The organism is Lentisalinibacter orientalis (assembly GCF_040706535.1).
GTDB lineage: Bacteria > Pseudomonadota > Gammaproteobacteria > Steroidobacterales > Woeseiaceae > Lentisalinibacter > Lentisalinibacter orientalis.
The window spans coordinates 310,588-327,466 of the sequence record NZ_JAPDRJ010000004.1 but is presented as its reverse complement, the minus strand read 5'-3'; the positions used below and the strand labels follow the sequence as shown (position 1 = coordinate 327,466).

Sequence of the window (16,879 nt, the reverse complement as noted above, 5' to 3'; positions counted from 1 at the left end):
GGCCTGAAGGCCCTCCTACAGATAGAGAATGAAGAGGCCCGCGCCAGCTCGTCCCCGGCACCCGGTGTCACCGCTGCCGCTGCTCCCTTCCGGGCCTGACGGGGTTCACGGCTGACCGTCGCGGGGCAACCGACGCGGACCAGGCGTCATTATCTCAGTGATCCGGCGAGGATTCATCCCCCGTCGGCGGCGGCGCCCTCGCGGCGGCCGGGTTTCAGCCGGTGGCGGACGCCTTCTCTTTCCAGGCCTTGAGCTGGCGCTCCATGGCATCGAAGGCATCGCGCACTGCCACGTAGACGTCCTCGTGGGCGTGACGGTCTCCGGGCCGGTTACTCACGGCCAGCTCCGTCCCCGGCACCCGCACCTCCAGGCGCACCTCGTAGACGTTGCCCTGCCGCTGATTGCGCTGCACGGCGTGCACGTATACATGACAGCTGGTGATGCGGTCGTAGAATTTCTCGAGCTTGGCCGCGCGTTCCCTGACGGCCTGTTCCACCGCTTCCGAGCGGTCCATGTCGTGGAAGTGGATCTCCGGTGGTGTCTGCACTGCTGCGCTCCTTTCGTCACAGGGAGTATCTGGCCACAGCGTAACAGAGTCCCTCGCGTGCGATACGGCCGCGTCAGTCGGCCCGGCCGACGTCGGCGGCCCAGCTCATGGCGTCGACCTGCAGCCGCGCCAGCACCTCCATATCCAGGCCGCCGCACTGCTCCACCAGCTGTGCCGCCCCGGCAGGCTCGTCCCGCTCCAGGGCCTCGGTCAGCGACAGCAGCAGCCCCAGGTCGCCGCTGCGCCACAGCAACGCGTCGCGCACGTCGTCCTGCAGCGGCAGCGGTGCCAGGATATCGGCCAGCGGCGCGCCGATCAGCGTGTCCAGCAGGGACAGGATGCCCGTCATGAACGCCCGGTCGGCATAGGCCGGGTCGGGGGCTACCCGCTCCGACATCAGCTCCATGAGCCGCCCCCGCGCAGCCGCCAGGGTCAGCAGCGGGCTCGGGAAGTCCGCGTTGCCGTCCTGGGCGAACAGCATCACCTGGAGCCAGCGCTGCAGCCGGCGGCGGCCCAGGAGCACGAGCGCGTGGGACAGGCTGTCGACCCTGTGGCGCAGTCCCATGCCCGCGGAATTCACCAGCCGGATCAGCTTGTAGCCCAGCTCCGGCAGGTGCTTCACCGTCTCCTCGATGTCCGCGATCTCGGTGTCACCCAGGATCTGCTGCAGGAGGCGGATGAGATTCTGGCGTGACGGGTCCGCCGCGCGCCCCTCGAGCAGGACCGGCCGGGCGAAGAAAAAGCCCTGGAACAGGTCGAAACCGAGGCGCTTGCACTGCGCCGCACGGTCCGGCGTGTCCACCTTCTCCGCAAGCAGCTGCATGCCGGGCCGCTGCACGGCCCGGACGATGTCGCCGAGCTCATCCGTCGCGACCTCGTGCACGTCCACCTTGATGACGTCGACCAGCGGCAGTATCGCCTCGTGGGAGTCGTCCAGGCGCGTGACGTCGTCCAGCGCGAAGCGGAAACCCTGCCCCCTGAGCTGGGAGCAGCGCTGCACGAGATCGGGCGTGATCTCCACGCTCTCCAGGATCTCCAGCATGATGCGCTCCGGCGGCAGCGCCTCCGGCAGCTCCGAATGCAGGCTCTCGGCATCGAAGTTGATATAGCCGCGGCAGGCGCCGAGGACCGCCTCGAGGCCCAGCTCGGAAAACGCCTGGGTGACCACGCGGGCCGTGGCCAGCTGGTCGCCGGGGAAAGGCTCGCCGCCCGGCGACCGGAACAGAAGCTCGTAGGCGACGGTGTTGCCGCTGCGGTCGAGGATGGGCTGGCGGCCGAGGACGAAGGGAGTCGCCTGCCCGCCCGCGGTGGCGTCTGTTAGGGGAATCGCTGACATGGCTTGCAGTCTAGCGGCACGCCTGACGGGCCGGTCGGACCCGGTTCACAGATTGGGCGCGGTTGTGGCGGTGGTCGGCCTGGTCGCAATGGTCGTAATGACACCCTTCGATTACCATCCCGATGGAACGTCCACGGGGGAACCAGCGAATGTCACTGAAGACGGCGATCGTCTCGCGCCTGACCGAGTCCTTCCTCGGCGAGGCGCGCCTCCGGAAGCTGCGAAGAAGGGCGGAGGCGCGCCGGCGCAGGGAAGGACGCCCCCACGTCGTGGAGTACTTCCACCAGCCGGACGACCCCCATTCGCGCCTGCTCGCGCAGGCATTGCCCGGTTTCGTCGAGCGCTACGACGCGGAACTGAGAGTCTGGCTCGTCGGCCCGCCGCCCGACTGGGCAGCGCCGGAGCGCGAGCGACTGGTCGAATGGGCCCGTGTCGATGCCGCCCGCCTCGCGGCCCGCGCCGGGCTGGATCCGGATGCGGAGGATGCGGCGGTCCGGGAACTGATCGCCGGTGCGCGAACCGGGGGAGATGCGCGTCGCGAGCAGCTCGGCCACTATCTCGGCGCCACGCTGCATTACGAGGGCGAGTGGTACTGGGGCCTCGACAGGCTGCACTACCTGGAGTCGCGGCTCGCCGATCTGGGAGCGCGCCGCACCGGCGCGCCGGGCGAACCGCTGTTCGCGCCACCGGCCGTGCCCTCGCCCGCGGCAGCCCCGCCCGCCTCCGCGCGACCGCCGGACATTCACTGGTTCCTGTCGTTCCGCAGTCCGTATACCTACATCGCCGCGGAGCGGGTCAGGACCCTCGCCGACGCCTGCGGCGCCCGGCTGCAGCTGCGTTACGTGCTGCCGATGCGCATGCGGGGACTGCCGGTGCCGAAGATGAAGAGCCGCTACATCGTCACCGACGTCGCCCGCGAAGCCCGGCGACTCGGTGTGGCGTTCGGCCGCATCGCCGACCCCCTGGGCAAACCGGTGGAACGCGGTTATTCCCTGCTGCCCTGGGTCATCGCGGAGGGGCGCGGCTACGAATACTGCCTCGCCTTCATGCGCGGCGTGTGGTCCAGAGGCATCGATGCCGGCAGCGACCGGGGCCTGGCGCGCATCGTCACGGAAGCCGGCCTGGACTGGCAGCAGGCGCGTCATCACCTCGACAGCGACGACTGGCGAGCCGTCGCCGAGGCCAACCAGGAGGAACTGCTCGGGCTCGGCCTGTGGGGCGTCCCCAGCTTCCGGGTCGGCGACGCGGCCGTCTGGGGCCAGGACCGCCTGTGGGCCGTCGAGGACGAAGTGCTCGGGCAGTCCGGCGCCGGGACCGGGAAAGCGACCGCATAGACCAGGGTCCGGACCGCAAGGTGCATCGGCGGAAGCGTCGGGTAATCGGCCCTGCCAGATCGAAGGCTCCGCACCTCGTCCGATGTCCGCAAAGAGGGCCCGAGGGCCCTCTCTTACCTTTCTCCGGCGGTTTGGGTGCCGGACCTGCGGTCTCGCGCTCCTATCCGCGCGGATCGCTTTGTTGCTCGTACAGCTCGATGTAGTTCTGATAATAGCGGGTATAGAGCCTGAAGTGATCCTCGAGCGCGCTGAGTTCCCGCTCGGTCCCGATGAAGTACTCGAGCAGGTCCTCCTGCTGGTACTCGAGCAGCCGGCCCAGGTTCGGCGCCACGTCCTCCACATTGTAGAGAGCCATGTCGGAGTACTCGAGGATGGGCCGGTTATCCGTGTGCAAGGGCGCGCCGGCGACCAGCGCGTCGACGTCGCTCTCGCCGAGCAGCAACATGCTGGCGAGCTCGTAGACGTTGTCCACCTCGAGGCTGCGCAGGTCGCGCTCGACCGCCTGCATCCTCTGCCGCAGCTGCGGCAGGTTCACCCGGGTCGGCTCCGGCGTGCCGACCAGGATGATGAAGTGGGTCGGAAACTGGGTGAAATACCAGGCCGTGGTGTGCGGGAAGACGTCGTCGAAGGTAGCGATCAGGATACGCAGATCCTCGAAGGACAGGCCGCCGACCGGCAGCCAGGCGGCGGCGACGCCTTCGGGGGTCAGAGCATCGCGCATGATCTCGAAGTACTCGCGCGTGTACAGGTACGGGTTGCGCTTGTACTTGAGGTTGGTCACGTCGGTGACGATGGCGGAGAACGCCTGATCGGTGGCGGCGATGTAGTTGCGGGCGTCATCGAGAACGAGTCTCAGATCGGGGTCCGCATAGGAGTGGTAGTTGACATCGCCGAACAGCGGCGCCGCGTCGATGATCTTCTGCTCGATCTCGACCGCATGCACCTCGACGTCATGCAGCAGCATGCTGCCGGAAGTGGTGCCGGTGCCGTAGCCCACCGTCAGCGCCACCGTCGGATCCTCGGCCAGCAGCAGCGGCACGTGGGCCAGCATCTTCGAGTCGGCGAGCAGCACGAGGTCGGTCCCGGAGACGTTCTGGCCGTCGACGAACAGGCCGCGATAGGCGTCCCGCTCGACGGCGGTGACCGTGCCCGACAGGCCCTCCGCATAATAGATGACGTCGAAACCCTCGGCCGCGGTCACCAGGTCGCGGCCCCTGAGTTCGGCATGGAAGGACTTGCTGTCGGCGAACACCAGCAGGTTGGCGACGGCGGCGACCACCACCAGCGATACCCATTGCATCCTGGCTGGCCGGTCGCCGCGCAGCAGGAACGCCAGCGCGATCAGCAGGCTGAGATTGACAAGGATCAGCGTCGTATTCCACATGCCCACGAAGGGAATCAGCACGAAGCCCGTCAGCAGGCTGCCGAGTACGCAGCCGAGTGTGTTGGAGAAGAACGTGGCGCCGGCCTTCGCGCCGATGCGGTCCACGTCCCGGGCGTAGATGCGCACGCCCAGCGGGAACAGGATGCCCATGAACACCGCCGGGATGAACGAGACCGTGAACGCCAGGCCCATGCCAAGTGTGAGCTGGCCGGCCGGGGTCGCATCCGCCAGCATGATGGTCAGCTGCTCGAACTGGCGGAAGATGAGCAATACCACGGCGCCGCTCAGGGCCGTCACGATCGACACGGCGCTGAACCAGGACTCGAGATCGCGACGCCGGTCCACCCTACTCGCCACGATCCATGCTCCGACCGAGAAACCGAGCAGGAAGCCGGCGAGGATCAGCGCGAAAGCCTGCGAGGTCGACAGCCCGTAGGTCGAGAGGATGCGCACCCACAGCATCTCGTAGCCCAGCGAGATGAAGCCGGCGAGGAACAGGAAGACCAGCATGTAGGAGTACGGCGCCTTCTCGCCGCCGACCGGATCCGGATCCTGCGCGCCGCGCCTGCTCAGGCCGATGATCAGGGCGACCAGCAGGTTGCCGGCGACGGCAGTCATCAGCGTGCCGGTCACACCCAGCCAGCGCACCAGCACGAAGCCGGTCAGCAGGACGCCGGCGGCGGCGCCGAGCGTGTTGACGTAATAGAGTCTGCTGAAGCTGGAGCCAAGCTCCTCGGGGTTACGCAGGAAATACTTGGCGAGCAGCGGCATGCTGCCGCCGATCAGGAACACCGGCGGCAGCAGCACCAGGGTCGATAGCAGCAGCCGCGCGAGCGAGAGGCCGTAAAAGCCGAGATTGTTATAGGCATATTCGTACAGATAGCGGTAGACGGGCAGCGTCTCGATCACCACGAAAGCGAGCAGCGAGGTGGCTGCGATACCCAGCTCCACGTAGAGGTAGATGCGCAGCGGGTCGCGGGTGCGCTCCGACCACTTGCCGAAGTAGTAGCTGCCGAGTCCCAATCCCAGCAGGAACACGGCAACCACCGTGGCGACGGCGAAGCTGCTGACGCCGAAGACGAGCCCCAGCAGGCGCACCCAGATCAGCTGGTAGATCAGCGCCGAAGCGCCCGAGACAAAGATAGCTGTAAAGAGCAGCCTGTTGCTCAGGGTCCAAACCATCAGCGTGAGCCCTCTGGCCAGGTTGGATGTCCCGCGCCGCACCCGTCGCGCCGGGCGCAAAGCCCGCGGCCGTGGCAGCATCTTAGCCGCATGGCGAATGCCGCAGGCACTCGGAAGAACCCCTAGTGCGTGGACGCGTCGCGCGTCGATCCCCGGAGCGGGCACCGGGCAGCCATCCGACGCATTCGACGACCGGCAGGTTCGGGAACGATATGCAGAATGCGAATCATTGCTAATGTGGCTCAAATCACTGTTGCCGCTCAGATTTCACCTGCGTACTTATCCTGATTGGATACGCGGTTCCATGTATTCAAAATTCGCTCTGAGCATTCCGATTGGGGTCTTCGGAGGGAGCAATACGGGATGCGCGCTTGTATGGGGTCGCGCCCTGACTTCCTTTGGAGACAACAATGAAAGCAAACTGGAAACTGGTGGCAACCATCGTGCTTGCCGCCTTTCTTGGATTAGCCGGTTGCGAAGGCGATGACGGATCGCCGGGCGCAGCCGGCCCGACGGGACCCGAGGGCCCCACGGGACCCACGGGGCCTGAAGGCCCTCCGGGCAATGATGCGGCTGTAACGCCAGTCGAGTCCTGCTCGGTCTGCCATAGCGACGGCTCCTACGCCGACGCCACGGTAGCCCACGCGCTGATGGAGCTCGGAGCATTCGACAACTTCGCCGTCACGCCTGACGGCGCGGACCTGGTGATGAGCTTCAGCGCCGAGGTCGACGGTGCCCCTGCTACCGACGCAACGTTCTATCGTGCATACACCGGCGATGGCACCAACCGCACCACCCTGACCGACGAAATCGAGCTTGACCCGACGCTGTTCACCAATAACGGCGACGGCAGTTACAGCATACGGATCGTCGACGGCGTGGCCCGCTTCGGCGGCGAAGACCTTCGCTATCTGGCCATTCTGCGCACCGGCGCCAACGACCTCGAGGTCGTGGCCTACGGTGACTATCCGGCACCCCTCGGGCGCGCCGGCCTCGCCAGTAACCAGGCGTGTGTCGACTGCCACGGCGACAGCGGTGAAACGGGTCGCTTCGATCCCGAAAATCGCGGTGGGCACTACTCCGCCCCCATGACCGTGGACGCCTGTGTGGTTTGCCATCGCAGCGATGATCCGGCAACCCCTGACGACGAACGTCCGTCCTACGGTGCAGTGGCCGAGATCATTCACGGCATCCACAACTCGCACAACTTCCCGGATGGCGAGTTCCTGTCGCGGCGTGACACCGTATATGACGTCACCTATCCGACCTACATGACCAATTGCAGCGTCTGCCACAGCGACAGCAGTGTCGTCCCGGCAGCGGGCGTCTCCGCCCTCGAGGCTGCGAACGCCATGCCGGTCAACGGGGCCGGCTGCTTCACTTGCCATGGCAGCATGGACGGCTTCGGCTTCGAAGGTGGCCTCGACTTCCACCTGACGATCCCGAATCCGGAGACGGCAGACTGCGGGCAGTGCCATAACGGCTCCACCGCGGGCGCCACCGTAGCCGACTACCACAACGGCCTGACGACGGAACGTGGCGGCATCATCTTCGATGGCGTCGACACCTCCGTGACCGAAGGCGCGAAGATCGACTGGCAGATCACCGACGTCGTCGACGACGGTGTTGAGCTGGCGATCTCCTGGACGGCGAGCTACGACGGCGTTGGCGTCGACCCCTGTAACGCCACGGCAGGCGCCGGCGCCCCGGTGTTCTTCGCCGACGGCAACGGCAACCTGAGTATCCTGCGTAACTACGCGCAGGGCGGCGACTACATCCTCGGCACCAACCCGAATAGCGCCGGTCAGCCGGGGCCCCAGGTAGGCGTGTCGGTCGACAATACGACCTGCGCCGGCGGCGTCGCGACGACGGTAGTTCCGGTCGATGAGACCGACGCCATGTACGGCCGTTTAGCCATCCAGGGCAAACCGCGTCTTCCGAGCGTGCTCGGCGGCGGCGCGCTCATGGCAGTGCGTGCCTTCACGCCGACCTACGACTGGACGGTGGGTGACGGTGCTCCGGCGCCTGCACGTCGGGCCGTGGTCGACTCGGGCGAGTGCCTGCAGTGCCACGTCGGTTCGATGTACCAGCACGGTGGCAACCGTGTCGATAACGTCGACATGTGCTACCTCTGCCACAACACGGCTGCCAACGACCAGTACGTCCGCGTCGATACCTTCGACGTCGATGCCTCTGAGTCGTATGACGGCCTTGCCGGGCAGAACTTCGGCATGAAGGAAATGCTGCATGCGGTCCACTCGGCCGGCGAAACGACGGCACCGATCGTGATCTACCGCGGTCGTGGCATCTACGCCTGGGCCGGCGAGGAGTCGCAGCTGTTCAACTGGCCGGGTTCAGGCAGTGATCTGCCGGTCTTCGGTTCGGACGACGGCACGGGTAACCCGGTGCTGCAGAACCACACGTTCCACAGCCCGACCTATCCGCGCGCGCTGAACGCCTGTGGCGCCTGCCACGTGGACGGCTTCGCCATCCTGCCGAGCGCGCTGGACGCAATGGCCTCGACCATCGAGACGGGTGAACCCCCGTTCGGTGATCAGGTCAACGACGTGCTCGAGGGTGCCCAGACGTCCTCCTGCGTCACGTGCCACCGCAGCGGCGATCCGTCGATCGAGGCTGCCATCAAGGCGCATGCGTACCAGAACAGCTGGACCCCGCAGGAATTCCCTGAGGGCCGCGAAACGATAATCGACGCAGTGCGGTAAACCAAGGTGACCGGGGTGGGCCGCAAAGGCCCACCCCACATCACCAACAAAGAAGTAAAACGTTCCGGCCGGGAGAGCGATCTCCCGGCCTTTTCTTTGCGTCTGTCCCCTCCTCTGCCTCGCGCTGGCGCGTGGAACGATGATGAGGCACGACAGTAGCACCTCGACCGCGTGATCGGTCATTACATCGAACCGGAGGCCGCAGAAGGTGCGAATTCTCGGCGCTTACCCGTCTTCGTCCGCCTGCGTGTCGTATCGGAACGGCTCGCCTTCCTCGTCCTGCAGTTGTTGATCGAATGCCGCCTGCAGGCCGGTGTCCTGTTCCTCGGCCTCCTCTTCCGGCTCCGGCTCGATGGCGCCCGGGTAGAACGGCGACAGGACGGCCACGCTGATGCCGATGGCCGACAGCAGGGCAAACGCATCGGCATAGCCGATATCGCCCACCAGCGCGCCGACCACGGGTGAGCCGGCCGCCTGACCGAGCGCAACAGCAACGAACGGCAGCACCGGCCCCATCGCCAGCCGACCCGGCAACAGGCGGATGCCGGTCATCAGGTACAGCCCCGTGAGACTCATGTAGGCCAGGCCGAAGACGAGCGCCGAAAACGTGGCGAGCATCAGCCGACCGGGACTGGCGGCGAGCAGCGCGAGGCTCGCCGACAGCATCATCAGCATCAATGCGTGTGTAATCGGCGGATTGTTGCGGTCGGCCAGGTCAGCGACCACGGCGCCGCCCAGGCCCGCTATGCCTACTGCGAGCCACAGCCATCCGGCTGCGCCGGCCGGCAACGCGCCGAGGGTGACCACCAGGTCGGGCGCGAAGAGCCAGTACGCCGACGCGATGAATCCCATGACGAATGCGAACAGGGAGAGCTCGAGCAGGCGTGACCACTGCAGCTTGCTGATGGGGGGAGGCGGCGCGGCATTGGACGGCACGATGGGCGATGCCGCGGGAATGAAGCGCCAGGCGGCCACCACGCCGGCGGCGGCAAGAACCGCGAAGGAGGCGTAGGCAAGACGCCAGGCTCCTGCCATGAACAGCACCGCCGGCACGGCCACCGCCACGCCCACGCTGGTGCCGGCGTTCATGACCGCGCTGACGCGCCCGTGCTGCCTGCGCCTCACCGCTGCGCGCATGGCCGCCGTGAGCGCCGGCATCATCAGACCGGTGCAGATACCGCAGGCGAAGACACCCACGCCGAGCGAGACGGCGCCGGAGGCGAGGCTGATCAGCGTCAGGCCGCCGACGCCGAACAGGCCCGACAGCACTGCGGCGAGCCGGGCTCCGAGACGATTGGCCGCCAATGGCGCCACCAGCGTCGCCAGCAGGAAACTGATCAGCGGCAAGGCGCCGATGATGCCGATCTCGTAGGGCGTGAGCGCCAGTTCGGCCCGGATCGGCGGAACGAACAGCCCGAAGGCGAAGCGCGCCAGTCCGTAACTGATGGCGACCAGTGCCGCGCCCAGGAGCGCGAAGCCCGTGCTCGATCGCAGACTCATGGCGCCTCCGCGAGGCAGTCATCCGACAGGCCCGGTTCTACCGGCTTTCGGTCATCCGGATCAACCCGTCGGCGGCAACGGCCCCTGTGGGCGTGACGATCAGCGGGTTGACGTCCAGCTCAAGGATCCGGTCTGCGTTGGCGACGGCATAGGCTGCCAGCTTGTCTGCTGCATCGATCAGCGCGTCGAGATCGCCGGCGATCGCGTCGCGATAGCCGGCGATGAGCGCAGATACTCTCAGACGGCCGATCGCCGCGGCAATCTCTTCCCGGGTCACCGGCAGCAGTAGCGAGACCGTATCCTGCAATAGTTCGACGTTGACCCCGCCGCTGCCGATCAGCATGGTCAACCCGAAGCACGAATCCCGACTGAAGCCGACAATCAGCTCGGCGATGCTCGGCGCGACCATCTCCTCGATCAGCAGGCACTCGAACTCTCCCGCGAGGCCTGCCGCGGCGCCCAACAACGCCGGCTCGGTCTCGATGCCGACGACGACGGCACCGGCCTCGCTCTTGTGCGCCAGCCCCTCGGCAAGACCCTTGAGGACCACCGGGTAGCCGATTTCGGTCGCAGCTTCGGCGACTTCGCGCGGGTTGCAGATCCGACCTTCAGGCACGCGGATACCGGCCGCGGCCAGCTCCTGCTTGCTTTGCCACTCGTCGAGCAGGACCGCCTCGCCGCTGCCTGGCTGCGCGGCAGTCACGGGCATGACCCGGCCCGGCGCGCCTTGCGCCGCACCGACGTCCGCCGCCGCCCGGATCGCGAACAGGCAGTCCTCTATGCCCTGCATCGGCGTCAGACCGGCATCCTTGAGCCGCTCGCGGACGGTGTCGGACATCGTTTCCGGCAATGACGAGACGATGACGGCGCGGCAGCCGGTCGCCTCGACCGCCGCCTGCAGCGCGCGCTCGGCGACCTGCCAGCTGGCATCGTCGTTATCCTCGCCAGGCGGATAATCGAGGACCAGCAGCGCGCAGGCGACATCGTTGCTCAGAGCTTCGGTAAAGCAACGGGTCAGCTTGTCGAGATCGCCCCATACGTAGAGGTGATAATCCAGCGGATTCGAGATGCTGACGTTCGGGCCGAGCAGCGCCTTCAGGCGTTTCGCACTCTCGTCGGCGAATGGCGGCATCGGGACGCCGAGCCGTTCGGCGTTGTCGGCGACGATCGTCGCGTCGCCTCCCGAGCAGCTGAGCGAGGCTATGGTCGCCCCGGGCAGCGGCCCGCACTGCGAGAGGAACTTCATCGTCTCGAGGAACCGGGACACCGTATCGCAGCGGGCGATGCCGAGCCGGGAGAACAGCGCCGTGTACAGTCCGTCGGAACCTGCCAGTGAACCCGTATGGCTCATCGTTATCTCCGCACCGCGGGCGGAACGGCCTGCCTTGAAGGCGACGATCGGCACACCCTTCTCGAGCGCGCGTATCGCCGACCTGGAGAAGGCCGGGATATCGGTCAGCCCCTCGACATGCAGGCCGATGGCCGTGACCCGCTCGTCCTCGAGCAGGGCGTCGATGTAGTCGTGCATGCCGAGCGCGCTGTTGTTGCCTGCCGAGATGACGTAGGAGAAGTCGATCCCACGGCGCTGCATCGTCAGGTTCATGGCGACATTACCGCTTTGCGCGATCAGCGCGACGCCCCGCTCGCAGCGGCGGCCGCCGTACTGGTCCGGCCACAGCGCGACGCCGTCCAGATAGTTGAGGTAGCCGTGGCAGTTCGGGCCGATGATCGCCATGTCGCCGGCCGCTTCCCCGAGCTCCCGCTGCCGTCCGGCGCCGAGTGCCCCGGTTTCGGCGAAGCCCGCCGCGAAACAGACCGCGCCCGGCGCTCCGGCCGCGGCGAGGTCGCGGATGATGGCAAGCGTGGCCTCCGGCGGCGCCGCGACGAAGCTGGCATCCGGCACGCCCGGCAGATCGGCCACCCGCGGCACGCAGGCGACGCCCGCAAGTTCCTCCCGTCGGGGGTTCAATGCCCACAGCTCACCGGTGTAGCCGATCTTCCGGCACTGACGCACGACCTCCGCCGCGCTGTCGCCGCCGATGACGGCCACCGACCGCGGGCTCAACAGGCGCCTGAGCGCATCGGATTCAGGCACGCACCCGCCTCCCCTAGCGGCCCTTCCAGACCGGGTCGCGCTTCTCTGCGAAGGCGCGGGCCCCCTCGAGCTGGTCCTCGCTCGAATACAGCGTCTTCACGGTCGGGAACTGGCTGTTAATGATCTTGCGCAACGCGTCGTGGAACTTCATGTTCTCCGCCTCGCGGACGACTTCCTTGATCGCCGCATAGACCAGCGGCGGTCCGGACTCGATCACCCGGGCCACCTCCCAGACACGCTCCATCAGCTTGCCGGCCGGCACGACCTCGTTGACGAAACCCCAGCGGTGCGCTTCCTCCGCATCCAGCCAGCGCCCGGTCAGCAGCATCTCCATCGCGATGTGATACGGGATTCGCTTCGGCAGCCTGATCGAGGCCGCGTCGGCCACGGTGCCGGAGCGGATCTCCGGCAGCGCGAACGTCGCATGGTCGGCCGCGATGATGATGTCGGCGCAGAGCGCGATCTCCAGGCCGCCGCCACAGCAGATGCCGTTCACGGCCGCGATTACCGGCTTGTTGAAATCCTCGAGCTCCTGCATGCCGCCGAAGCCACCGACACCGTACTCGCCGTCTGCTTCTTCACCGGAAGCGGCCGCCTTCAGGTCCCAGCCCGCGGAGAAGAACTTCTCTCCTCCGCCCGAAATGATAGCGACCCGCAGATCCGGGTCGTCGCGGAAATCCGCGAAGATCTCTCCCATCGCGACGCTGGTCGCGCGGTCGATGGCGTTCGCTTTCGGCCGGTCGACGATGACTTCGAGTACCCCACCGTCGATCCGCGTCCGTACGTCCTCTTTGCTCATGGTCGTCCGTCCCCTACTTCTCGAGTGGCCGCAGCAACGCGCGGCTGATGATGTGACGCTGTATCTCGGAGGTGCCCTCCCAGATGCGCTCCAGGCGGGCATCCCGCCAGATGCGCTCCAGCGGCAGTTCTTCCATCAGGCCCATGCCGCCATGGATCTGTATCGCCTCGTCGGCGACGAACGCCAGCATCTCGGTGGCCTTCAGCTTCGCCATGGCCATATCGGCATCGGTCACGGTGCCCTGGTCGTATTTCCAGCCCGCCTCGAGGATCATCAGTTCGGCCGCCTTCATCTCGGTCGCCATGTCGGCGAGCTTGAAGGAGACGCCCTGGAACTTGCCGATCGGCTGTCCGAACTGCTCCCGCTCGGCGGCGTATGCCAGCGAGTGACCGAAGGCCCTGTCGGCCCGCCCGAGGCAGGTGGCGCCCACCTGCAGCCGGGTCGCGCCGAGCCAGTCGTTGGCGACCTGGAAGCCCCCGTGCACCTCGCCCAGCACGTTCTCGGCCGGAATCCGGCAGTCGTCGAACTCCAGGATAGCGTTGGTGTAACCGCGGTGGGAGACGTTGCGATAGCCGTCGCGCACCGTGAATCCGGGCGTTTCCTTGTCGACGAAAAAGGCCGTGATCAGCGCGCGCTTGCCGCGCGGGCCGTCTTCCTCGCCCGTCTTCATGAAGACGATGGAGAACGCAGCGATATCGGCGTGGGAGATGAAGTGCTTGGTGCCGTTCAGTATCCAGTCGTCGCCGTCGCGCTTCGCCGTCGCCTTCATGCCGCGCAGGTCGGAGCCCGCCCCGGGCTCCGTCATTGCCAGACAGTCCCACTGCTCCCCCGCCACGCAGGGCTGCAGGTACTTCTCCCGCTGCTCCGGCGTGCCGGCGCAGAGGATATTCGACGGCCGCGCCACGGCCGTCCAGTGCAGCGCATAGTTCGCCCGGCCGAGTTCCTTCTCGTAGAGCAGCCAGGTCAGCGTGTCCAGGCCGGCGCCGCCGAATTCCTCGGGGATGTTGGCGGCATAGAGCCCGGTCTCGATTGCCTTCTGCTGGATCTCCCGGACGAGGTCCATGTCGAGATGGCCAGTGCGCTCGATCTCCGCCTCGTGCGGATAGAGTTCGTTCTCGACGAACGCGCGGGTCGTATCCACGATCAGCTGCTGTTCTTCGGTCAGTTCGAAATTCATGTCATCAAAGCCTCTGTTTGTGGTCGCCCACGCTGCGGCCTGCCGTTTCGGGGACGGGCAGCGCTGCATGCGCGGCTGCCAGCTCCCGCAGCGCTGCCGACGCAGCGTCAGCGGCCTTTTCGACCCTCCCATGCGCCGTATTCACGTGCAGGTACATGGCCTCGAGTGTGGCGAGCAGGCGGTCATCGCCGACGGCATGGAGACGGAAGAAGACATGCAACCGCTTGCCGTCCGTCGCCAGCACCTGGGCCGTCGTATACATCGCCGCGCCTGCGCCCACCTCGTCGAAGTACTGGTTGTGCGTCTCGGCCGTGTACCAGCTGCAGCCTGCGGAAACGTATTCGTCATGCATGCCGACGCGCCGCAACAGCGCCTCGCAGCTGTCGCTGAAGACCTGCACGTAGCGGTACTCGGTCATGTGCCCGTTGTAGTCGATCCAGGCCGGCAGCACGGTGAGTTCCAGCAACCTGAGCGGCGCCTTCTCGTCGGTCTGTCCGTCGGCCTGAGCATAGGCCTGAGCGTCGGCCGGCGGCGCCCGCTCGCGCAGGTAGCGATCGTGAGCATTCAGCGTCCGGCCGGCACCCCAATCGCGCTCCTTGAGCGTGCGCAGGATGCCGACCAGGTTGCGATCCCGGATCGCCTCGAGCTCGCGGATGCTCCAGGCTCCTGACTGCGCGTCGGACTGACCGGCGATCTTCGCGACCAGCGCCTCGTCGAGCTCCGGCACATCCATCAGTCTCGTCCAGGGCCACTTGAGCGCCGGGCCGAACTGGCGGATGAAATGCGCCATGCCCTCTTCGCCACCGGCCAGCCGGTAGGTCTCGAAGAGTCCCATCTGCGCCCAGCGCAGGCCGAACCCCATCCGGATCGCATCGTCCACCTCGGCCGTCGTCGCGACGTCGTCCCGCACCAGCCAGAGCGCCTCGCGCCAGACGGCCTCGAGCAGGCGGTCCGCGATGTGCGCCTCGATCTCACGCCGCACCCTGAGCGGCTGCATGCCGATCGACGCGAGCAGATCCATCGCGCCGGCGACGACGGCACCGTCGCTTTCCGGACCCGCGACCACCTCGACGAGCGGCAGCAGGTAGACCGGATTGAACGGATGCGCGACCAGGATGCGCCCGGGATCCGCCGCCCCCTGCCGGAGTTCGCTCGGTTTGAAGCCGGAGGTCGACGAACCCAGGACCGTATCCGGCGGCGCGGCGCCCTGCGCCTCGGCGATGACCTCGTGCTTGAGCGAGAGGTCTTCGGGCACGCTCTCCTGGATCCAGTCCGCGTCGCGGACCGCGTCGGCTGCCTGTGCGCAGAAAGTAAGCTCGCCCTCGTGCGGCAGTGGCGCATCGGCCAGTGCCGGCAGGGAACGCCGCGCATTGGCGAGCACGTCGGCAAGACGCGTCACGGCTTGCGGATGCGGGTCGTAGACGGCGACATCCCAGCCGTGCAGGAGGAACCGGGCCGCCCAGCCGCCGCCGATGACGCCGCCGCCCAGCAGGGCCGCCTTGCGGCGCCGGCCTGTCGCGGCGGTCATCGGGGTGCCCGCTTGGTGAGCTCCAGTTTGCTGCGGACGGCCTCCGGGGGCATCACGGTCGCACCGAGATCCTCGATGATCCGCGCGGCCTTCTCGACCAGCTGGGCGTTGCTCGCCAGCTCGCCCTTGCGGAGATAGAGGTTGTCCTCCAGGCCGACCCGAACGTTGCCGCCTGCCAGCACGGCCGCCGCCACGTAGGGCATCTCGTTGCGCCCCAGCGAAAAGGCGGAGAAGTGCCAGTCGCTGGGCACGTTGCTGACCATGGCCATGAAGGTGTGCAGATCGTCGGGCGCGCCCCAGGGAATACCCATGCAGAGCTGCACCAGGTGCGGCGCCTCGATGATGCCCTCGGCGGCCAGCTGCTTCGCGAGCCACAGGTGGCCCGTATCGAAGGCCTCGATCTCCACGCGCACGCCGAGGTCCGTCATCAGTTTGCCCATGGCCCGCAGCATGCCGGGCGTGTTCGTCATGACGTAGTCGGCCTCGGCAAAATTCATCGTGCCGCAGTCCAGCGTGCAGATCTCGGGGCGACATTCGGCCACGTGCTCGACGCGTTCCTCTGCGGAAGCCATGTCGGTAGCGGCCTCGGAGAGCGGCAACGGCGCTTGCGGAGAACCGAGCACCAGGTCCCCGCCCATGCCGGCAGTCAGGTTGATGACGACGTCGGTGTCCGCTTCACGTATGCGCTCGGTGACCTCGCGGTACAGGTCAACGCGGCGTGACGGCTTGCCGGTCTCCGGCTCGCGCACGTGACAGTGCACGATCGCAGCGCCGGCACGTGCCGCCTCGATGGCGCTGTCGGCAATCTCTTTTGGCGAGCGCGGCACATGCGGTGACTTGTCCTGTGTGCCGCCGGAGCCGGTGACCGCACAGGTAATGAAGACTTCGCGATTGATTTCCAATGGCATTGAGGAACCCCCTGATCAGTGCGACTGTTCTGAACGGACGGCATGCCCCTCGGACATTCCGGGCATTGCGCCGTGACGTTATCGTCGTGGTTATTGCTGGGCGAGCCAGCGAGCCGCGGGGGGCGGCCACCAGTCGAGCACTTTCTTGTAGGGTCCCTGGATGAGCATGAGCTCGCATCTGATCGATGTGCCTTTTCACCATAGATGATCCGATTTCGGGCCACAAGCCGGATGCGGACGCCGGTACCGAAACCGAAGGTCCGGGATGCCGGCCTGTGCCTTTCTCTACACCGCGTAAACCGGCACTGCCGGTGCCTGATTCGCCGCCATCCGCCCGCCTGCGCTAGTATGGAGAGGCGAAAGGAG

The 16,879-nt window shown here is 66.9% G+C and carries 11 protein-coding genes and 1 other RNA gene; 2 read left to right on the top strand and 10 right to left on the bottom strand.

What is annotated here, in order from left to right; genetic code table 11:
* Positions 1-38: 38 nt before the first annotated feature.
* The 3 genes from ffs to ACJMK0_RS15440 form a co-directional block, all read right to left on the bottom strand.
* An RNA gene (gene ffs, locus ACJMK0_RS15450) (signal recognition particle sRNA small type) lies at positions 39-135 on the bottom strand.
* 79 nt (positions 136-214) lie between these two features.
* Complete coding sequence (gene hpf, locus ACJMK0_RS15445) at positions 215-547, bottom strand: ribosome hibernation-promoting factor, HPF/YfiA family (protein ID WP_405222166.1); 333 nt, start codon at positions 545-547, stop codon at positions 215-217.
* Positions 548-620: 73 nt separating this feature from the next.
* On the bottom strand, positions 621-1,883 hold the full coding sequence (locus ACJMK0_RS15440; protein WP_405239571.1) for an EAL and HDOD domain-containing protein: 1,263 nt from the start codon (positions 1,881-1,883) through the stop codon (positions 621-623).
* Positions 1,884-2,032: 149 nt separating this feature from the next.
* Between ACJMK0_RS15440 and ACJMK0_RS15435 the strand changes: the two genes are divergently transcribed.
* Positions 2,033-3,217: a DsbA family protein gene (locus ACJMK0_RS15435; RefSeq protein WP_405239569.1), complete on the top strand. Its 1,185-nt coding sequence runs from the start codon at positions 2,033-2,035 to the stop codon at positions 3,215-3,217.
* A gap of 160 nt (positions 3,218-3,377) precedes the next feature.
* Here ACJMK0_RS15435 and ACJMK0_RS15430 read toward each other — a convergent pair whose 3' ends face one another.
* Complete coding sequence (locus ACJMK0_RS15430; RefSeq protein ID WP_405239567.1) at positions 3,378-5,783, bottom strand: fused MFS/spermidine synthase; 2,406 nt, start codon at positions 5,781-5,783, stop codon at positions 3,378-3,380.
* Between the two features lie 410 nt (positions 5,784-6,193).
* Here ACJMK0_RS15430 and ACJMK0_RS15425 point away from each other — a divergent pair, with 410 nt between their 5' ends.
* Positions 6,194-8,506: a multiheme c-type cytochrome gene (locus ACJMK0_RS15425; RefSeq protein ID WP_405239566.1), complete on the top strand. Its 2,313-nt coding sequence runs from the start codon at positions 6,194-6,196 to the stop codon at positions 8,504-8,506.
* Between the two features lie 225 nt (positions 8,507-8,731).
* On the opposite strand, the gene ACJMK0_RS15420 is transcribed toward ACJMK0_RS15425, so the two are convergent.
* From ACJMK0_RS15420 to ACJMK0_RS15395, 6 genes are read right to left on the bottom strand one after another with little or no spacing between them, the layout of a single operon-like run.
* Positions 8,732-10,006: an MFS transporter gene (locus ACJMK0_RS15420; RefSeq protein WP_405239564.1), complete on the bottom strand. Its 1,275-nt coding sequence runs from the start codon at positions 10,004-10,006 to the stop codon at positions 8,732-8,734.
* Positions 10,007-10,043: 37 nt separating this feature from the next.
* Positions 10,044-12,101, bottom strand: coding sequence for an acetate--CoA ligase family protein (locus tag ACJMK0_RS15415; RefSeq protein WP_405239562.1), 2,058 nt, complete (start codon positions 12,099-12,101; stop codon positions 10,044-10,046).
* 13 nt (positions 12,102-12,114) lie between these two features.
* Positions 12,115-12,900, bottom strand: coding sequence for a carnitinyl-CoA dehydratase (locus ACJMK0_RS15410; RefSeq protein ID WP_405239561.1), 786 nt, complete (start codon positions 12,898-12,900; stop codon positions 12,115-12,117).
* Between the two features lie 13 nt (positions 12,901-12,913).
* Positions 12,914-14,077 (bottom strand): acyl-CoA dehydrogenase family protein, encoded by a 1,164-nt coding sequence (locus ACJMK0_RS15405; RefSeq protein WP_405239559.1) that lies wholly within the window; start codon positions 14,075-14,077, stop codon positions 12,914-12,916.
* A 4-nt stretch (positions 14,078-14,081) separates the two neighbouring features.
* Entirely contained in the window at positions 14,082-15,605 is a 1,524-nt protein-coding gene (locus ACJMK0_RS15400; RefSeq protein WP_405239557.1) for a carnitine 3-dehydrogenase, read from the bottom strand.
* The gene (locus ACJMK0_RS15395) at positions 15,602-16,513 is read right to left on the bottom strand and encodes a BKACE family enzyme (RefSeq protein ID WP_405239555.1); all 912 of its coding nucleotides are present in this window, start codon (positions 16,511-16,513) and stop codon (positions 15,602-15,604) included. Before ACJMK0_RS15395 ends, ACJMK0_RS15400 begins: the two co-directional genes overlap by 4 nt.
* Positions 16,514-16,879 lie beyond the last annotated feature (366 nt).

Excerpts from the sequence above, each read along its gene's own strand:
- ACJMK0_RS15420 (WP_405239564.1), bottom strand. The coding sequence starts at position 10,006 with ATGAGTCTGCGATCGAGCACGGGCTTCGCGCTCCTGGGCGCGGCACTG.
- ACJMK0_RS15410 (WP_405239561.1), bottom strand. The coding sequence starts at position 12,900 with ATGAGCAAAGAGGACGTACGGACGCGGATCGACGGTGGGGTACTCGAA.
- ACJMK0_RS15440 (WP_405239571.1), bottom strand. The coding sequence starts at position 1,883 with ATGTCAGCGATTCCCCTAACAGACGCCACCGCGGGCGGGCAGGCGACT.
- ACJMK0_RS15435 (WP_405239569.1), top strand. The coding sequence starts at position 2,033 with ATGTCACTGAAGACGGCGATCGTCTCGCGCCTGACCGAGTCCTTCCTC.
- ACJMK0_RS15430 (WP_405239567.1), bottom strand. The coding sequence starts at position 5,783 with ATGGTTTGGACCCTGAGCAACAGGCTGCTCTTTACAGCTATCTTTGTC.
- ACJMK0_RS15425 (WP_405239566.1), top strand. The coding sequence starts at position 6,194 with ATGAAAGCAAACTGGAAACTGGTGGCAACCATCGTGCTTGCCGCCTTT.
- ACJMK0_RS15400 (WP_405239557.1), bottom strand. The coding sequence starts at position 15,605 with ATGACCGCCGCGACAGGCCGGCGCCGCAAGGCGGCCCTGCTGGGCGGC.
- ACJMK0_RS15395 (WP_405239555.1), bottom strand. The coding sequence starts at position 16,513 with ATGCCATTGGAAATCAATCGCGAAGTCTTCATTACCTGTGCGGTCACC.
- ACJMK0_RS15405 (WP_405239559.1), bottom strand. The coding sequence starts at position 14,077 with ATGAATTTCGAACTGACCGAAGAACAGCAGCTGATCGTGGATACGACC.